The 19,259-nt window shown below is 35.9% G+C and carries 12 protein-coding genes and 2 pseudogenes; 3 read left to right on the top strand and 11 right to left on the bottom strand.

Annotation, left to right across the window (positions count from 1 at the left end; all coding sequences use genetic code 11):
* Positions 1–112 precede the first annotated feature (112 nt).
* The gene (locus tag NAF01_RS14525; RefSeq protein WP_250800637.1) at positions 113–583 is read left to right on the top strand and encodes a DinB family protein; all 471 of its coding nucleotides are present in this window, start codon (positions 113–115) and stop codon (positions 581–583) included.
* A gap of 95 nt (positions 584–678) precedes the next feature.
* Here the strand turns inward: NAF01_RS14525 and NAF01_RS14530 are convergent, their stop codons facing one another.
* The 6 genes and pseudogenes from NAF01_RS14530 to NAF01_RS14555 all read right to left on the bottom strand — a co-directional run bounded on the left by NAF01_RS14530 (position 679) and on the right by NAF01_RS14555 (position 9,399).
* Positions 679–1,167: a DinB family protein gene (locus NAF01_RS14530; protein WP_250800638.1), complete on the bottom strand. Its 489-nt coding sequence runs from the start codon at positions 1,165–1,167 to the stop codon at positions 679–681.
* 153 nt (positions 1,168–1,320) lie between these two features.
* Positions 1,321–2,220: a formyltetrahydrofolate deformylase gene (gene purU / locus NAF01_RS14535; RefSeq protein ID WP_250800639.1), complete on the bottom strand. Its 900-nt coding sequence runs from the start codon at positions 2,218–2,220 to the stop codon at positions 1,321–1,323.
* A gap of 374 nt (positions 2,221–2,594) precedes the next feature.
* A pseudogene (locus NAF01_RS14540) lies at positions 2,595–2,912 on the bottom strand (sigma 54-interacting transcriptional regulator); the annotation flags it as partial.
* Position 2,913: 1 nt separating this feature from the next.
* Positions 2,914–3,510: pseudogene (locus tag NAF01_RS14545) on the bottom strand (thiamine pyrophosphate-dependent dehydrogenase E1 component subunit alpha); the annotation flags it as partial.
* A gap of 535 nt (positions 3,511–4,045) precedes the next feature.
* Positions 4,046–6,712, bottom strand: a complete 2,667-nt coding sequence (locus NAF01_RS14550; protein ID WP_250800641.1) for a DEAD/DEAH box helicase — start codon at positions 6,710–6,712, stop codon at positions 4,046–4,048.
* Positions 6,703–9,399, bottom strand: coding sequence for a DEAD/DEAH box helicase (locus tag NAF01_RS14555; protein WP_250800642.1), 2,697 nt, complete (start codon positions 9,397–9,399; stop codon positions 6,703–6,705). Before NAF01_RS14555 ends, NAF01_RS14550 begins: the two co-directional genes overlap by 10 nt.
* A 170-nt stretch (positions 9,400–9,569) precedes the next feature.
* Here NAF01_RS14555 and istA point away from each other — a divergent pair, with 170 nt between their 5' ends.
* Positions 9,570–10,772, top strand: coding sequence for an IS21 family transposase (gene istA, locus NAF01_RS14560; RefSeq protein ID WP_250800643.1), 1,203 nt, complete (start codon positions 9,570–9,572; stop codon positions 10,770–10,772).
* Positions 10,769–11,515: an IS21-like element helper ATPase IstB gene (gene istB / locus NAF01_RS14565; RefSeq protein WP_250800644.1), complete on the top strand. Its 747-nt coding sequence runs from the start codon at positions 10,769–10,771 to the stop codon at positions 11,513–11,515. The genes istA and istB overlap by 4 nt, the downstream gene beginning before the upstream one ends.
* A 360-nt stretch (positions 11,516–11,875) precedes the next feature.
* Here istB and NAF01_RS14570 read toward each other — a convergent pair whose 3' ends face one another.
* The 5 genes from NAF01_RS14570 to NAF01_RS14590 form a co-directional block, all read right to left on the bottom strand.
* On the bottom strand, positions 11,876–12,079 hold the full coding sequence (locus tag NAF01_RS14570) for a hypothetical protein (RefSeq protein ID WP_250800645.1): 204 nt from the start codon (positions 12,077–12,079) through the stop codon (positions 11,876–11,878).
* A gap of 221 nt (positions 12,080–12,300) precedes the next feature.
* Positions 12,301–13,896 (bottom strand): hypothetical protein, encoded by a 1,596-nt coding sequence (locus NAF01_RS14575; RefSeq protein WP_250800646.1) that lies wholly within the window; start codon positions 13,894–13,896, stop codon positions 12,301–12,303.
* 172 nt (positions 13,897–14,068) lie between these two features.
* Entirely contained in the window at positions 14,069–14,911 is an 843-nt protein-coding gene (locus tag NAF01_RS14580) for a phosphoadenosine phosphosulfate reductase domain-containing protein (protein ID WP_231593947.1), read from the bottom strand.
* 12 nt (positions 14,912–14,923) lie between these two features.
* The gene (locus tag NAF01_RS14585; protein ID WP_250800647.1) at positions 14,924–18,364 is read right to left on the bottom strand and encodes a hypothetical protein; all 3,441 of its coding nucleotides are present in this window, start codon (positions 18,362–18,364) and stop codon (positions 14,924–14,926) included.
* The gene (locus tag NAF01_RS14590; RefSeq protein WP_250800648.1) at positions 18,361–19,239 is read right to left on the bottom strand and encodes a DUF4007 family protein; all 879 of its coding nucleotides are present in this window, start codon (positions 19,237–19,239) and stop codon (positions 18,361–18,363) included. The genes NAF01_RS14585 and NAF01_RS14590 overlap by 4 nt, the downstream gene beginning before the upstream one ends.
* Positions 19,240–19,259 lie beyond the last annotated feature (20 nt).

Below are 19,259 nucleotides of genomic sequence, written 5' to 3' on the forward strand. Positions count from 1 at the left end.
TTCGCCGTATATAAAAGATAACAATAATCAATTTTTCAGTCCATTGACACTCCTAATCTTCCCGGATTTTTGGTATATTGACAGATGAGAATATTTGGAAGGGGAGAAAAGAATGAATGAACTAGTGTTTAAACAGTTTGAGAAGACAAGAGGTTATTTTATTAAAAAGATCGAGTCAGTATCAAAGGATGTAGCAGGTATACAGCCAGACGGTTTTAACAACACGATCCATTGGCATATTGGCCATGTATTAACGGTCTGTGAACAGTTTATGTTTGGCTTTCCCCACAAAACGACCCATATCCCTGCAAACTATATTGAATTATTTGGGAACGGTACAAAGCCGGCTGATTGGAAAGGTGATATACCTGAAACAGATGAGCTCATTATACAGCTGAAGGATCAATTGGTCCGAATCCAGCAAATTCCAGCTGAACGGTTAAATGAAAAGCTGGCTAAACCATTTTTGGGACTTGAAACCTTTGGTGAATTAGCCGAATTTGCGTTGTTTCATGAAGCAAACCATTTGGGGCATATTCAAGCAATGGAACGGGTTATTAATCATACAGGTGTAAAGAACTAAAAAAGGAAAGATCATTTAATTTTAGTCTTAAAAGTTACAAAGGGTGCCCATTGATATTACGAACAGCACCATTGGGCATCCTTTCTTATCTAAATCTAGTCTCTCGTCCCCAGAACATCTGTATTTGGCGGTTCATACCCCAACTGGCGGGCCATCGCCATAATCTGTCCTTTGTGATGGTATTCGTGAGTGACAGTATGCATGAACAGTTTTCGAGGAGTCATTGAAATCTCCTCAGTTGATTCTCTCCAAGGAATAGGCCGCACGATTGACTCATCCATTTTTTGAGAAAATGACTCAAGAACTTCATACACATAAGCATCTGCTTGTTCAAAAAGTGTCCTGATTTCCTCGATACCGATTGTCGGATAGTTTTCTCTAGGTGTGATAGGCTTCTTCGTTTTTAATAAAACAAATGATCCTAGCCAGCCATGATAACAATTCGCTACATGAACAAGTGTGTCACGCACACTCTGCCAGCCGAATCCCATTTCACACGTAAAATCTTTTGGATCCATTTTACTGCAAAAGTCCAAAAGCACTTCTCGATTCTCTTTGACCCACTCGTATTCCTTCCGCTCCATTGTATCCGTCCTCTTTTCTTTCTACTCTTTACTTTGCATGGGACCCTGGACTTTTCGAATATAGATGATCTGTCCAATATGATAAGTGTTATGTCTGCACAAATTTGATAACGCCCCCCCTGAGGGACAGGCACTCATTACTGCTCCTTTTCCTTAAAAAACAATTGTTTTGTTTTCGTTAACAATAATCCGGTCTTCTAAATGCCATTTAACCGCTCTGGCAAGAACACTTCGTTCAATAGAACGTCCGCTCTTTTTCAGATCATCTATATGATCCCGGTGGTCAACACGCTTGATATCTTGTTCAATAATTGGTCCTTCGTCAAGATCGTTTGTAACATAATGAGACGTTGCCCCAATTATTTTTACTCCGCGCTGATGGGCTCGATCATATGGCCTCGCACCAACAAATGCAGGAAGGAAAGAGTGATGAATATTAATGATCTTGAATGGATGAGCCTCTACAAAAGCCGGCGTCAAAATCTGCATATATCTGGCTAAGATGATTAAGTCAATATCAAATTCTTTTAAAAGCTGCAGCTGTCTTTCTTCCACTTCCTTTCTATTTTCTTTACTTGCTGGTATGTAAAAGAATGGAATATGCAAGGATTCTGCAATTTGTCTTGCTTCCTCGTGATTGCTCACAATAAGAGCGATGTCGGTAAGTAAATCACCACTTTGCCATTCCCATAACAGCTCACGTAAACAATGAAGTTCTTTTGATACGAAAATAGCTGTCTTCTTCAATTCATAAACAAATGCTAATTTCCATTCCATTGAAAATGTTTCTGCGATTTCCTTAAATTGACTCTTCAACTCTTCTTCCTTCGACTGTAAACCAGGACATTCAAACTCAATTCGTATAAAAAAGGTTCCACCCTCTGGATTTGTCGAATATTGACTCGATTCAATAATATTAGCATCATGCTGGAACAGAAACTTGGATACAGCAGCAACAATTCCCGGTTGATCGGGACAATTGATAAGCAGCCGCCCCCTGTTTTTTTGACTTTCTCTAAATACTTGAAGTTGATCTTGAATAGATGAATTCATATGAATCTCCTTTTTTAATTTTAATAACTATAATAGACTTATTGTTCTGGATTTAAAAGCATATTTTCTTATAAAGTTATTTATTTGGATTTATGGGATAGTTAAACATGGAGTAATGCTGAATTCCTGGTGCCAGCCCTTTCAATGGAATGGCCAGACAGGCACTTCTTCGAGTGGAATGTATACGAGAAAGAGCTACTCGAATTAGCGGCAGCTCTTTTTTAAAGTTGGCTCTTTGCTATAAGATTGTTGGTTTTTTATGACTTTGTGATTAAAAAACAAAGAGTGAGGAGAGGTTGATTTCCGCTGCAGGATGCTCAGCGAACCGCGGGGCGGGAGGTGAGCATCCTCGGCGCACAGCGCCTGTGGGGTCTCATGTGCAGCCTCTCTAGCAGGTTGGTCAGTTCTCTTATGTTTCCCGGCCAGTCATAGTCTCTTAAACTAGTCATCAGATCTTGAATGTTCATGCGATTTAAGCTCCAGTTGTTTCTTCGGCAAATATACTTAATAAGATACGGGATATCTTCTTTTCTATTTCTTAAAGGCGGAACATCAATCGGATATACATTTAACCGGTAATAAAGGTCCTCGCGGAATTCTCTCCATTTTACAAAATCTGTAATGTCACGATGTGTGGCCGTTATAATCCGGATATCCAAAGGTACTTCTTTAGTGCCGCCAATCGGAGTAACTGGACTTACAGCTCGATGCGTACGAAAATGGAGTCGCTTCTGCATATCCATTATTTTCAGCAACAAAGACAACCGGAAGCTTCCAGATCGTAGCCAAATTAATTCCTTCATGGAAAGTTCCATGATTCTGAGCACTGTCACCAAAAAAGAAAACGCTTACATTATCGGTCTTTTTATACTTGGCTGTTAGTGCTGAACCACATGCAAGCGGATATCCTCCACCTACAATGCCATTGGCTCCAAGCATGCCTTTATCAAAATCGGCAATATGCATGGATCCGCCCTTTCCTTTACATAGCCCTGTAACTTTTCCATAAATTTCAGCCATCATTCCATCCAAATCACAGCCTTTAGCAATGCAGTGCCCATGTCCCCGGTGGGTGCTTGTTATACTGTCTTTGTCATTTAAATGAGCACAAACCCCAACAGTGACCGCTTCCTCCCCAGCATATAAATGAACAAATCCCGGCAGGATTCCTTTTGCAAACAACTCATGAACTCTGTCCTCGAAATTTCGGATTTCAACCATTTTTTGATAAATCCACTGGGCTTTTTCCTTCGTTAAAGCTACATCTTTACTGCTTTCCAATGCTTTCATTTTTTCAGCCTCCTTGGAAAAATAGATTTCATCTACCTTAATTGCAAGAACCGTGCCAAGAAGCTAAGGCACAAATTTCAGCATTTCAGGGTAATTTTTGCTCAAAAAAATAGACAAATTGAGACAGTGTCTCGTTTTGTCTACTTTTGTTTCTATTAAAAAGGGTTTCTATTTTGCAAACGGAAGAAGCCTGCCAGCTTACCTCCTGCCCCGTTCCCCTAAATTAATCCCAATCCCCATTTATATAACTGCAATCAATTAAATTATGAATATTTTAATTTGTTAATATTATAAAGATAACTTCCTCTAATTAAAATCGGAAAAGTCTGATTATTAAAATGAAACTGAGTTCCGCTTTTAAAGTTGAACTGAGCATCCACAATAAAACATGAATAAATGTGCAAAATAACAAAACGGCTCTCTTGCTTTCTAAGTGAAAGCAAAAGAACCGTACCTATTACACCGTTCATAGTCTGGAATACAGAAGGATAAAACATATTAAACTTTTCTGTTTTGATTAGCTTTCTTTTTATGCTTAAAACCTCTTTGTTAATGCAATTGAAGACAATACATTCTCCAACAACTGAACCCCGCCCACTTTATCAAGATTTTCATTGCCCCGTTCACAAATTGATAAGTGGGTACAGTTAGGACAACCATCTTCACATTCACAAGCTTTTAAGATTGCTAATGCTTTTTTTAAGATATGAGATAATCTTGATTCTATTGCTTCCATAATCCCTGCGCCTCCACCATCTGCTTCATAACAAACAATAGTTGGAAGATATTCAAATTCCTTTAAATTACTCGAAGATATTAAAGAAAAGTCACTATGGGAGCACTTGACGATTGTAGGTATTGCTGAAGCAATAGCATGCTCCAGTACATGCAACGCTGACTCATTTATTTTTTCTGATGGGAATTGAATCCACAACCCATCTGTTGAGTATTTTACCGGATACATATTACTGTCTTCGATAAGATCTGATGTGCCTCCACCAAATAGGTTTACTTTCTTATATCCCCATAATCTCATTGTAATCACGAGTTTTCCTTTTCCTAATTCCATTAAATCATTAACTGGCTGAGTGGAGACTTCTCCTGAGACGTTTATTGAATCATTAACTTGTCCTCTTGTTGTATAATCAGCCTTAAAAGGGACAGTCCATACTTCATTTTTATTGGATAAGATTCGCGTTACCTTATAGGTTTTTTGGTTATAAAGAAACACCGAACCGTAATGATAATCCCTTAGTAATGACCTATCATCCACTCCCTCAAACAGAGCTTCTTTTGTGGATTGATTTATGACAGTGTAGACTCTACCACCTTTTAATAGGTTATTATATATCACATTTTTATCTATTAGCTCCCACAAACCTCTATTTATTTCTTTCATCTTTTCAACAAAGCCATCAGCTTTCTTAGCAGCAGAAACTTTAAAGTAATTATGTGGGGAAGTCAATTTTCCATTAACTTCAAATGCAGCATATTGCATATGTTCAGAAACAATAAGAGGATTTGAAACATCAATCGTCACATGTTCAGATTTCCGTTCCATAAATTCCACAGGGTTGGCTGCATAATATTGCTCCAAAGGGTCCTCTTGAAAAATTTGTATTATTAATCCAGGACCTTTCCTTCCTACTCGACCAGCTTGCTGCAAAAAGCTAGCTTTGCTCCCGGCGTACCCGATCATTATACATAAACTTAAATCTCCAATATCTATGCCCATTTCTAAGGCTGAAGTTGACACCAGACCCACCAATTCTCCTTTCTTAAGTTTGTCCATAACTTCTTGCTTTTTGAAACCGTTTAATTGAGCATGGAATGGTGAAAAAAGTTCCAAAGGTATTTCTTTATTCTGCATTACCTCCGCAAGTCTAGATCTTACTGCACTATTTAATTCAAAGCTAGCATTCGTTGCCGCTTTTCTATTTCCATAAAAGAGAATAGACTTGGGAAGCATACGGTATGATGCTGCGATTGACTTTAAGATTTCTATAGCCTCTGAGATAGGCGCTCTTCTAGTCCTTTGCTCTGATTTTTGGCCAAGAAATCCCGGATTCCATAATAATATTTCCTTTTCATAAGCAGGGCTCCCATCATCGTCAATTAAGGAAAAGCCATTTCTACCCTTTAATCCTGTAATTTCCTCTGCATGCTCCTTGGGATTCCCTATAGAAGCAGAACATGCGATAAATTGAAGGTCAATATTTCCAAGAGCTTTGCATAAGTTCCTGAGGCGCCTCAAGAGCATTGCCACCTTTGAACCAAGAATGCCGTTATAAGCATGCAATTCATCTATTACAACATATTTAAGGTTTTTAAAAAAACGAATATACCTGCTTTTGTGTTTAAAATGTACTGCACCTTGAAGAATAAAGTGCAGGAAGTGTGCATTAGTCAACCAATATCTTGCATAATCATAAGTTAATTCCTTTACAGAATCAGACTTTCCTCCTTCGAGTACCCCAGCACTTACTTTTTTCCCTCCCAATGAAATAGTTCTGTATCCAAAAGAATCTTGACTTTCAGTTTCATTATCATTAAATCTATCTAATGTCAGAAGCTGATCGCGAGTAAGCGCTTTAAGCGGTGACAAATAAAGAACAGTTGCATTCTCATCATTTAGAAATGTTTCTAGTGCTGGTATTGTGTACACCATAGACTTTCCGGAAGCAGTACCTGTTGTAATGACTACATTTTCACCATTTCGTATACGATTAATTGCTTCAGCCTGATGAGAGTATAGTTTTTCAATACCTATTTTTTTTAATTTGTTTGCTAAGGAAGAAGGCAAGTCTTTCTCAAGTTCCCCATACCTAGCTGACTTCGAATTAATATGGTATCTCTCAACAGAAGAACCTATCTTATTACTTAGGGAGGTTAGAGTTCCTACTACCTCGTCTAGTGATTGATCTTTAAATGACCAGGTCTCCATTCTGTTATCTGCGAGTAAAGCTAATTCATCAAATGTTAAAAATTCTTCATTTAAACTCTTATGGCAGTTTTCACAGTATATCCCGTCTGGAGTATTATCCATATTATCATTATCTTTAATCCACGATTCAACATGAAGACCATTAGAAGGCTGCTTAATCAGCCTTCTATAAGGGATACCTTTGAACTTTCTACTAATCTGATAAAAATATAACTGCTTTTGTTTTGCTGTATGGCAATTTATACATACTAAAGGCAATTAAGTTCAGCCCCCTTTATACTATTCTTGATAGAATGGCTAAGCAACAGAAGGATAGCCTTTGCACCTATCTTTGAAAGATGGTCATTGTCCTTACCCGGGTATTGAATGCATGAAGGGCATCCGCCAGAGCATGAGCAATTGTTCAAGAGGTGAATTGCACTTTTCGATATCCTTTCTATATGTTCACCTATCGCTTTGGTTGTACCCATTCCTCCTGATTGATTACCATAAAAACCAATAACAGGCTTATTAGCAAACCCAGAAACAGATAGCCCTGAAAAACCGGAGATATCATTTGCATCACAAATGATGGTATCCGGTATAACTGACAGTAAAACATGCTCAGCAGCGCGTATAGACCCATCCAGTTTTTCCTCAGTGTAATCCAATCCTAAAGCGTATTTTACTTCTTGTATTAACTCATCAGATAACACTACCCACATGCCTTCTGCATCAAAATCAGCTACCAATGGAGGATTGAGATTCTCGACATCAGGAACACGGGAACCAAAATATGATTTATTGAATCCAAATATTGACCTTTTTATATTTAAAATGCCAGTAGATTTTATAACCTTTTGGCTTTCCTGAACAGATATTTCCTCTGAAACATTTATAAAGTCTTTAAAAATAGATTGAGTATAGTATTCTATCTCTCCCCGTATCGGTGTCACAAGAATTTCTAATTTCTTGCGATTAATACTATCAACCCGATAACCCTTTTCATTAGCATTCCAGTAGATGGCACCCTCATGAAAATCCCTGAATGCAGTCCACTCATCAATACTTTCTAGTAATACATCCCGCGATTTTGTGACCACGACCTTGTAGCTTTGCAAAGATCCTGATCTTAAACTACACCTTGGCAATTCTTCCTCATTAGGTGGTTCTATATTTTCAAGTAATTGTTTAGAAACTTCATCATTTACCAAGAAAATTTTCAAATCCTCTATTGACAGCGGTCTACCAAGTTCTTCCTGCAGATAAGCAAGATGCAGTTTTAATAGTTCTGCGTTTTTTGGATCAATTCTTACAACTTCTGGCGGCTTTTCCAAGAAGGTATTTGGATTTTGCATGTAATACTGCTGAAGCGGCTCATCTTCAAAAATCATGACTGCCACCCCTTCACCTTTTCTCCCAACTCGGCCTATTTGTTGCGAAAACGCAGCCTTACTCCCAGGATAACCGCTTAAAATCGCAAAACTTAAGTCTCCGATATCAATTCCAACTTCTAGAGCATTAGTGGCTATTACTAAATGGACATCACTTTTCTTAATTGCATTAATTACCTGCTTTCTCTCATCAACACCTAGCATGCCATTATAAAAAGCAGACAACTGGACCCCTGCTACATTTTCCTTTTTTAGTTTTAGCTTTTTTCTTAATACATCTTTCATAGAACGAGCTGTTACTTTCCCTTGCAATCTGGACCCCTGGAACATAATTGTCCGAATGATTTTTTCTTCATGCACAAGAACATTTTCAGCAATGGAAATAGCATCCGATACAGGTGCTTTACGCACTCCTGTATCCAGGGTTACTCCTGGATTCCAAAATACGACATGACGTTTCCTCTTTGATGATCCATCGTTGTCCACTAAGGTAAATTCACTTTTCCCAGTCAATTCCTCAGCTAATAGTTTCGGATTCTCAATCGTGGCTGAACATAAGATAAATTGGATATCGTGATTACCCAGTTCCTCACAAATCTTCCTTAACCTGCGGATGACCAATGAAACATGACTACCAAAAGCCCCTCTGTACAGATGCATTTCATCTATGACAATATACTTCAAATTTTTTAGAAGGTTACAGACGTGTTTGGAAGTTTGATGGTTTCCTTGAACCTGCCTCAAAATAGAATGATGAATCATATCTGGGTTTGTAAACAGAATTCTGCCATCCTTCAACAACCTTTTTCTTGATCCTGGCTGTGTATCTCCATCAAGACGCCCATAAGGAAGGTTTGTAGAACCTAATCGGATAGTTCTTTCGAACCACTCATCCTGCTCGAAAAAATCTTCTTCAACCTTTTCCCCTGTCCAACGATATAGCTGTTCAACTTGATCATCAGCTAAAGCTTTTGTTGGGAAAATATATAATGCTCTTGCATTTTCATTCTCTAATAGCCCATGTAAAATAGGTAAATTAAATGACAGTGTTTTTCCTGAAGCAGTCTGTGTAACAAGCACAACATCCTTGTTTTTTCTAACTGCATTATATGTATCAGCCTGATGGGTAAAAAGGGATTCTATATTCATCTGTTTGAGGGCATGGCATAAACTTTCTGGCAATTCATCGTAAATCTCCCCAAAAACAGGATCACTCTCCGGAATGCTATGGACGAATATTTCAGCACGCTCCTTTTGGCTCACCTGCTTCAATTTTTCGATAACTTCAATGGAATCAAACTCACTTGAGCTTAGCCCTGGAATTCTTTTATCCAATAAAACTTCAACTTCTGCGGGATCGATTGATATCTCATTATGACATTTAGGACAATAGACGGCATCGTCTTTATTCTTCATCCATTCGTTTGCTTCATCAATACCCCTCCATGAACCCGCTTCCAAAGCAGCTCCCACTTTATACTCACAAAGCCTATATTCACCTGCAGATAATACCTTTCGACTCAACTGATAACCTTTTAGCAATGAACCGCAAGTACACTGTAGATATGGCATATATCTTCCTCCAAATTTATAAATTGATATTCCAATAAAATTCTAAAATATTGTATTTATAGTATACCAGAAATAGGCAGTGTTAAAGCCGATGTTAAAATCCCCATAATAGCCGGAATAAAATTCCCCATCTAAAATAGAACCATAGTGATTGAGAGGAGCTATGGTTTGTGAAGACTAGAGGGGAATTTTTTATGATTAAGGAAATGTATAAGAGAGGTATGAGCATTTCAGACATAGCAAGAGAGCTGAAAATGGACTGGAAGACAGTAAAAAAATACATCAGTTCAGCTACGGTACCCACTGGAAAGAAAAGAAAAAGAAGCAGTAAACTTGATGCCTTTAAAGATTACATTGATAGGAGAATGATGGAAGACCAGGTATTTAACTCGGAAAAGATTCTTTCAGAAATTAAAGCACTAGGTTATCAGGGGGGCAAAACCATATTAAAAGACTACATGCAGCCTTTTAGGAAACAGGCCAAAAAGAAATATACGGTCCGTTATGAAACCCTTCCGGGTCAACAGATGCAGGTAGACTGGAAAGAAGTCGGAGAAGTCATCCTTGATGGGAGAAAGGTAAAGCTATCAATGTTTGTAGGCATTCTCGGATATTCCAGGATGAAATACGCAGCGTTCACCTTATCTCAAGATCAAGAACATGTAATGCAATGTTTGATTAACAGCTTCAAATATCTTGGAGGAGTCCCCTCCTCTGTATTGTTTGATAATATGAGGACGGTCACGGATGGCAGGGATCAAGGAATAGTTAAGTGGAATAAACGATTCTCGGAATTCGCAGCCTACTATGGTTTTATTCCAAAGGCCTGTAGACCTTACCGTGCTCAGACAAAAGGCAAGGTCGAAAGAGCAATCCAGTATATCATGAATAACTTTTACAATGGAACGAAGTTTGAGAGCCTGGAGGAATTAAATCAACTTCTTTTTAGGTGGCTGGATGCAGTAGGAAATCGAAAAAGAAACGAAACAACCGGTTATTCTCCACAAGAAAGGTGGACAGAGGAAAAGCTTCAGCCCATTCATGATAAGAAAGAATATGATACTAGTTATATTTCTTTTAGAAAGGTCCATTGGGATTCGAGTTTCTCTTATAAAGGCGAACACTGGATATTGTCCTCTAAATATGCAGGAAAAGAGATTTTAGTTAAGGAATCCTTGGCTGGTTCCATCAAGATATTCTACCAGGGAGAGGAAATTGGAATTCAGCAACGACGTAAAAAGATAATTCCATTCTCCGAGAAAATAAAAAAGAAACAGACTGTCGTGGTTGGCGCCCCTCAGCCTGTTTCTGTGGAAGTGGATACACGTTCCCTTTCAATCTACGACGAATTCACCAAAGGTGAATCCTCATGAGAAAGAAAATAAGGGAATATAGCCACAAGTTGAACTTGCCCGTAATAGCGGACCGATGGTCCATATTGGCCGAGCAAGCATCTAAAGATAATGTACCATATTCGCAGTTTTTATTCAGCCTTCTTGAATTAGAAATCATAGAAAAGCAGGAAAGAACGATGAAGACACTGCTAAAGTTTGCGAAATTTCCTTACAGGAAAACGATGGACGATTTTGATTTTACAGTACAGCCAAACATTGATGAGAGAAGGATTAAAGAGTTAATGAATCTGTCCTTTTTAGAGGAAAATGAAAACCTTATTTTCCTCGGGCCACCTGGCATAGGAAAAACTCACCTAGCAGTGGCGATTGGACTTGAAGCAGTTTCGAAGGGGCTAAAAACCTATTTCATTACATTGAGTGATATGGTTTCGCAATTAAGAAAAGCAGAACAGAACGAGAAACTTGAAAGAAAGATACGATCGTTTGTTAAACCTTCAGTTTTGATAATTGATGAAATAGGATACCTTAACCTAGATCCTCAAAGTGCTCATTACCTGTTTCAAGTAATTTCAAGAAGATACGAACGTGGCTCGATTATACTTACCTCCAATAAAGGGTTTGGTGAGTGGGGAGAAATGGTGGGAGATCCCATTATTGCGACAGCTATGCTAGACCGTCTTTTACACCATTCAAGGATTTTCAATCTAAAAGGTAATAGTTATAGGCTTAAGGAAAAGCAAATGAAGACACAGAAGGACTGAAAAGTCCTTCTGGGGAATTTTAAACCGGCGATTTTGAGGAAGATACAACCGGCCTTGACAGGCAGTCAAAAATTTAGTAAGGTTATTTGATAAACTGAGCAAATAACACGGGTATATGGTTGTGTTTCTTTGCTTCCTCATGGTTCCTTACTGTTCTAACCTGTAAATATGAACTGAAATAATCAACGAGCACTATTTTTCAGTATAAAATTAATTTCTTTCAAAAAAATTGCACCTAAATTTTTTATAATGCTTGCCTTTAAAAATATAGTAGAAAAAAAGGGAAAGTCCTCTATATACCTAAGTGGAAACAAAATAAAAACAGCATGCCTAAATTGTCATGCTGTTTTTTTATAATTATTAATGAACCATCAATAAAGCATCTTCAAACGGAGCAAAAAACTTCCCCTTAGGTGCGATACAATCGCTATCCTGAAATCTTGATTCTCCATTCACTTCATAACTGCCTTTTGAAAAAAAATCAAACAAGCCACATTCTTTATACATGCTGATAAACTCGGCCTGCAATTCTCTTAATAACTGGTAATATCCCTTTTCATCCATAAATGTCGTTATCTTCATCAAGAATAAAGTTGCATTTTATTGCTTCTTGAAATTCTTCATAATGCTCAGTTGCAACCATTATGTTTAACTGGTTTTTGTCAATAACATTGAATCATTCTTATTTGGTCATAGGCTCCTTTTACAATATTTAAAAGGATGTCTTCAATCTCTTTTTCTTTAGTGAGGTTCATTGTTGTATTTAACATTCTGGTAATCCCATTTTATGTAGTAGGCCAGTTAAAATCTTTTTTGTAATAAAGCTTTTTAAGTTTCGCTAAATCGTGTTCCCATTCTGTTATGGCATGATGAAATTTATTTAAGCCATTCTTTTGGCCTTTCCTCAATTTAACATTATATGCGATGGTATAGGCAATTTTCTTCAGTCCTAGCTTTGGTACTGCCTTGTCAAGGATTTCCCATCTTCTAGCTCTCGTTAATCCGCTAATTTGGTATCCCATCATTTTTAAATCACTTTCTTCATTTAGTACTTTCTCATCAGATTCTACTACTGTTGATTTATTGTCTTTAACTTCTGTACTTGGCCAGACAAATGAACTTGTGCTTATGGAGGTAACAGCACCTGGCACTATTTCTTGGTAAGACTTGCACTTCATTTTATCTTTTTCGATAAATGCCTTTCTCCTGTTAGAACTTACATATAAATCTGACTCCACATAACGCTCAATCATCTGGTCACTTCGATATTTAAAGAGAGGCAAAGAACAATATCTTTTCTTCAGTTTGTACTTTTCAGTCAAATAAGTAATTAGTGTTGAATCTACACTGTATAAATCATTTAGAAACTTCAGAGGTTCGGGCTGGTTCTTTATAGCTTTCACTTTATTGATAATGGATTCCTTCTCAAAGTCTAATAGTGTGACGGCTTGTGTGAATTGTAAAATCTCGTCTTGTAAACCAGCTTGGCCATCCTGTCCTTCATCCGAAATATAATAATACAGTGAAATACCTTTTGATTGTTCATCAAACCACCTTAAACTATCACCACCAACATCGATAAGATCTCCGTCCAAATTAAACAAGAAACAATACCAAAGAAAAAAAGTGAAATCATCACGAGTTAAAGAACTATCAAGAAAGCCCCATTCAACATCCAAAATATGATTTAACGCTGATTTAACCTCATCTTCCAATCTATATGAAAATAGTAAACGCAAATATTTCGTTATGATAACAGGCTCATTTAAAAGAAGTACGAAATCGAACATTTTTTCGTGATTTTCTTTTAAGAAATTATAAATGGCATCATGAAGATTAGATGACCTAAGTCCAACTAATATATCATAGATACTCTTTATCATATTGTCATATTTCTCATCAGTGGCTGCTTCTTCTTCTCCAAGAACAATCATCTTTATTAGAGCAAGTAATCTCTTAAATATTTCTCCATTTTGATTAATGATTAGGTGCTGGTTATGACAAAGCAGATCTAGTATGTAATTTAACATCTCAAAGTTTTTGTCTCTATATAATTTTTCACAGACTGTTAACAATAAAATTGCATCATGGGAGGAACTAGATAGGAACCATTCATCGATTGCATCATATGTAATTCCACCGCTTAATCGCTCAATAAAATGTGGTAACAAATCATTAAAATTACTCTGAAGCTGAACACTAGATTCTGCTTTGGCAATAAGAGTCCTTAAGTTACTGTTCTCCTTCTCAAGTGACTGAATTTTATCTGCTAGTTGTGTTTTTTCTTTCTCTAATGTATTAATTTGTTGTTCATATGGATGAAGCAACTTACTTATTTCACCCTCCAGTAGTCTCAATATTCTCTCTTTAGCCGCAATCAAAATACTCCCCCCAAAAATACTTTAAATAATTTATGGTAAATAAAAAAAGAAAATCAATCAAACGAAGAAAAATTAGTACTTCTCTTTTAAAAAAATACCTAATATGCTTAGCTTAAAAAATTATCTTATACAGAAAAGGGAAGAACCAGTGGTCCTTCCCTTCATTCACATTTTAAGAATACGAACAAACACAAGGTACAGCATCGTCCTTAATATTAAGGTACTTCTCCACACCATCTTGTTCCAATTGTTCTCTATATTGTTTTAAAGTGAAAGGACCGCCGTCTTTTTTCAAAATAGATACATCCTTTTCAAAATGCTCTCTAAAACGTTCTTCCATTTCTTCTTGTTCCTTATATCTATCTGGCCAAATCGCATAAAGTAATGCGTAGTGTTGATATCCGCCTCGAACACATCTTCCTCCGCAATTAGCATGAGAAAAACCTTTGATCCCTTTAGCAGCAAGATCTGGTCGAACTTCACTTGTAATGTTATACATCCTAGGCAGCTGGATGCCCCATTCATTCTCAATAATCCCCTTTATATCAATATCTTCAGTAAAGGTATCAATCATTGGAAATCTTGTTTCAATTGGTTCTAGCGGGTGGTGTTTATAAAACTCCGTTAAGTTGTCTGCACGGTGTTTTTCGTGTGGTCCAATTCCAAAATACAAAATTGGCTCAAGGTTTTGTTCATCTCTAAGTTCTTCTAAAAAAGTAATGGTTTGATATACTTTCAATTCTTCAGAACATTTAGCTAGACGTGAATTTCCTAAAAATCTATAATCGTAAAATACTTCTTCAGGGGTCCTTCCATCAACCCGTTCAGTTATATCAAGACCTATATAATCTGCAACTTCATCCATAAATCTATAGTTATCTTCGTCTTCCCATAATGTATTAGTAAAAAACAAAATACAATTTTCACGACCATATTTTTGGACCATGTTATAGGATACGTAGGCGCTAGAAGCCCCTCCACTAAACATGGCAATATGCACTGGTTTACGTGCCAAGGTAATCACTTCCTATTCTACAAACTCTTTAATTAATAGCAATACGATATTCTCTATCTCTTCCTTAGGGACATTTCTTCCACCATTCTTCAAGATTCTTGCAACATTAGTGTGCAATGTTTGAGACTTAGTGGAAAGATTTGATTTCCGTATTACTTTCACTCCATCATCCATCTGAATTTGTACAGAATCAGATGGAGTTTGAGTTTGCATGTTGATTTTACTAAACTCATAATTTAATTGATTAAAAAACATTTCTTTTGTCTTATCTGACCAGTTTTGCAACTCCACTCCAACAAGATCATAAGAAACGTTTTTAACCCATTCCTTAGAATTAATGTTGTTTTTTAGTGACTTAGCAAGCTGATTATCCTTTAATACCGATGGTTGCTGATTTTCAACCCAGAATTTGAGTTCGCTATAATTACTTACGCCGATCTTATTGCAAATAATATTTTCGACCTCATCTTCTAGGTCTAAATAAACAGTGTTTAACTTATCAACCAGGTCCTTCAACAGGACTGGTTGATCTTTAAACTGTTCATATACCTTTTCTAACCCTTCCTTAGGATCTATCTCAGCTAGTCTTATACTATCCTTTAATGCTACCAAATTACTATCGATAGTGCGAGTAATTTGTACGTATCTTGGTAGATCACGGAGCCAGTTTAACATTGCAGATATCACTAAAAGAGGTTTATTTAACCCTCGGTTTTCGGGATCAATATAATTTCTAAAAATATCTTGTAAATACCCCACAAAGCTATTCATTTCATCTTTAAAATGCATAAAGACATATTGATATTGATCCGGTTCACTCACCATTGTATAAATGTGTTCTCCGTTTAATTGGGAAATAAACATTCCGTTTCTATAGAATAAAAGTTGATCCCACTTATCACGAAGCAAAGCAACAAGCAAGACTGGAATTAACGGTTTTCTAATTCCAAAAGGCTCTTTATTCATTACATTGACAAGCTTATCTAGTGATCCCTCTGAACCTTTATTTAATTCAAAAAGTAAAGCGCTTCTTAACTCCATTAACTCCTTTGAGGCTATTGACTCAAGAGAGTTTAAGTTTAAACCATTATTTTTAAAGACTGTAGCATAGATTAAATATTCGGGACCATTTCCTTCAATTCCCAAGTCCTTCTCAAAAGGATTATGCAAAATATGTTCAATTAACTTGTAACCAGCCTTTAATTGAACATTGTTAATTTTCCTCCTATTATATCCATCGTTTCGTACTTCTGGTGTTAATGGGTATAGTTCAAACATTAGTTGTGACAATATCTCTTCTAGTTTTATTTCATTATTAATCTGATAAGTCTTCCCTTTTACAATCCAGGTCAGGTTTTGTGAAAAGTTTAGATATGCATCTAAGTATTTTTTTATATCATAGGTTAGATCTTCCAAGTGTAACAGTAGTTCTTGTTTTAATTTTTTGTCATTGTTAATTACATCTGGATCATTTATTAATTGTTGCACAATGTACTTAGTGGTTACTTTTTCTTCTATTGATCCAAAGGCAATTGGACTAATACAAAATATCGAAGCAGCGTCTTGGTAATTTTCTATACTTTTGATAATAGAATCATATTGATTTGAGTCTTCTAGTAACACAAAGTAAATTATTGCATCAGGACTTTTTTGTTCTCTTATCAACACTGGATTAAAATTTCTTTCTAATATTTCTCCACTAGTCACAATGTTAATCGAAGCAAAACGGGTGATGCTTTTCACATCATTATATTCTCTAGCGAGAAAATACTTTTTAGTAAGGGCTCCTTCTAAAATCTCAATTTTTTTGGTTTTACTTATTCTGTAATTTGCTGCATTCTCATTAATTAATTCATCAATATTGTATGCACTACCCTCAAACAATTCCCAGTACCCTAAAACTCTATTGTATCTAATTCCTTTTAATCTCTCTAATTCTGAAAGAGACTTAGCAATTACTTTTTGTTCAGTATCTAGCGCAAAGGATAGCAATTCTGTAGAAAGTTTGATTCGTCCTTGTAAACCGCATAATTCCCAAAGAGTAATTGTTTGTACAATTTTTAACTTTAACTCATCACTAGTAAGTTCAGGGATCCTTTGAATCAATTTTTTATAAAGATCCGCTGATTTATCATTTGCTTCAAAACTCTGCTCTTCAAAATTTGGGAAAAAGAAATTAAAAAGCTTATAAGGTAGGTAGTAACCAATGTCATTATTTATATGATCAATTAATCCAAATGTATCTGCACTTTCTAGAAACGTAAAAAGTGTTCGTTCATTTTGTCCATAGTGACTTGATAGGAATGGCAATAAAAATAAAGCAACCGGATGAACTGGATATGAGTGCTTTACGATTAGATTTTCAATTTCGACTTGGTTTAGTTGAGGAAACATTGCATATTTCCTTAGCTGCTGAGTAGTGAGATTTTTTTTCTCATCGGTAATACTATCTCTATCAATACTATTAATAACGTTTTCAGCGATCCTATAGAAGGTAGCAGAGTCACTGTCTATATAATATAATCTAAAACGTTTCTCAATTCTTTGAAACTCATTCTGAAGTTCTTTATCAAAGCTTGAAAAGTAGTGCCGTAAATGTTTATGGGTAATAAACAAAAGATGAATATTGTCATTATAGTGATCAGTCAACTCAGCTAAGTCTTGTAGATTTTGCATAGTCTCGTTTATTTCATTTCTTTCAATACTCTGCAAATATCTTCCGAATTCATCATAAACAATAAATAAACCAATATTTAACTTTTCTATCTCATCAATTATATATTTCATCTGATCTATAAAATCTTCATTTAAATCAACCAAAAATTCTGCACCAGACGTCAGTTTGGGAAACTCATTCTTGAACCACTCTATTTCAAATTTGTCTTGGCTAAGAATTTCTAATCGCCATATGTCTATAGACTTGTTTCGTTCCTTTAATAAAGCTTTAAATTGTTTATATGCCTTAGGATAATTCTTTTGCCAGTTTTCAACTGTTTCTAGTATTTTTGTCATTACACCAGGGACTATTAACTCAATTCCATTTGATGATAATGTTTTTAATATTGCTGAAAGGATGCTATGTTTAAATTTTCCTTCGTACCCATTAAGAACAACAGGATAATATTTTTTATCTAAATCTCGTGATTTGAGTAAACCATTATAAATCTCATCATCTAAAGATGAAAATTTTTGGCTTATTAGAGTGAAGTCATTATTACTAATACTTTTAGTAACTATTGAGGCCAGTAAAGTACTAAGCATTGATTTCCCAGTACCATAAGGGCCAATGATAATATGTGATCTTCTAGCACCTGTCGTATTAAAACCACCCAGGATACCGTTCAAGGACTCTGCATGAGAAGGTGTAGGCATATATTTCCTTAAAATCTCTATGTTATCAAGATCAAACTTAACGTTTACACTTGATTTGAAATTTGTTGTTTTTGTTATCATTTTAATGCCTCTACCTTTCTAGCATATTCATATTCGAGAAACTCTAATGGATCTATTTTAGGTATACGTATTGTATCTAGATTATTTGTTCTTGTGAAAGTAATTGGAAATGCAGGATGATGAGTTAGATTTTCTAATACATTTATAACCGTCGCCCTCTGCAAATTAAATACCTTTCCCCATAGCGCTTCATTTGATATGATCTCTTCAACTGAAATTGTATCGACATTATGTATTTCTTTGTATTTCAGCAAAACATACATCAAAGCAGAAAGTCCAATTACCTCTGGTTTTCCATTATTTTTATAAACTTGTCCTTTAGATTCTTTGATTAAATCGAGCTTATACAAGGGGCTTTGAATAACTTCTTCAGGATCATTCTCTGCATGCCCAGCAGTATAAAGTTTTATAAGACAATCTATATCTCTTTTTAGAGATTTATCTGAGATCTTCTTTTCTTCATTACTGTTAACCCACTTGATAAATTCTATTAGCACTTCATCCTTAGAAATAACTGTTTGATTTAGAATATTAAAGAACCAATACCAAGCAGTACTCGGCTCCTTACTCGATGACAGGTGATAGTGTATGATTGAAGCTGAATCACTAAATTGAATAAACCTATCAAATTTATATAATATCTCACCAAAATGTGTAATATTATATACTTTTTTTCGCTCAGAATTAAATTGCTCCTCAGCAACCCTTGTTGCTAAAACCCAATATCTTAATGATTGAACCATGTTTTTACCTAAGCCAATTTTTTCGAATGCTTCTTTATCATAAAAAAACCTTGAATCTTCTTTAATGTTTCTAATTCCTTTATTTAACCATCTATCCCTTAGATAAAAGCTTTGATGTTGACCGTAACCCATAAGTAAATCCCTTTCTATTT

This window comes from Cytobacillus firmus (genome assembly GCF_023657595.1).
Lineage (GTDB): Bacteria > Bacillota > Bacilli > Bacillales > Cytobacillaceae > Cytobacillus > Cytobacillus firmus_B.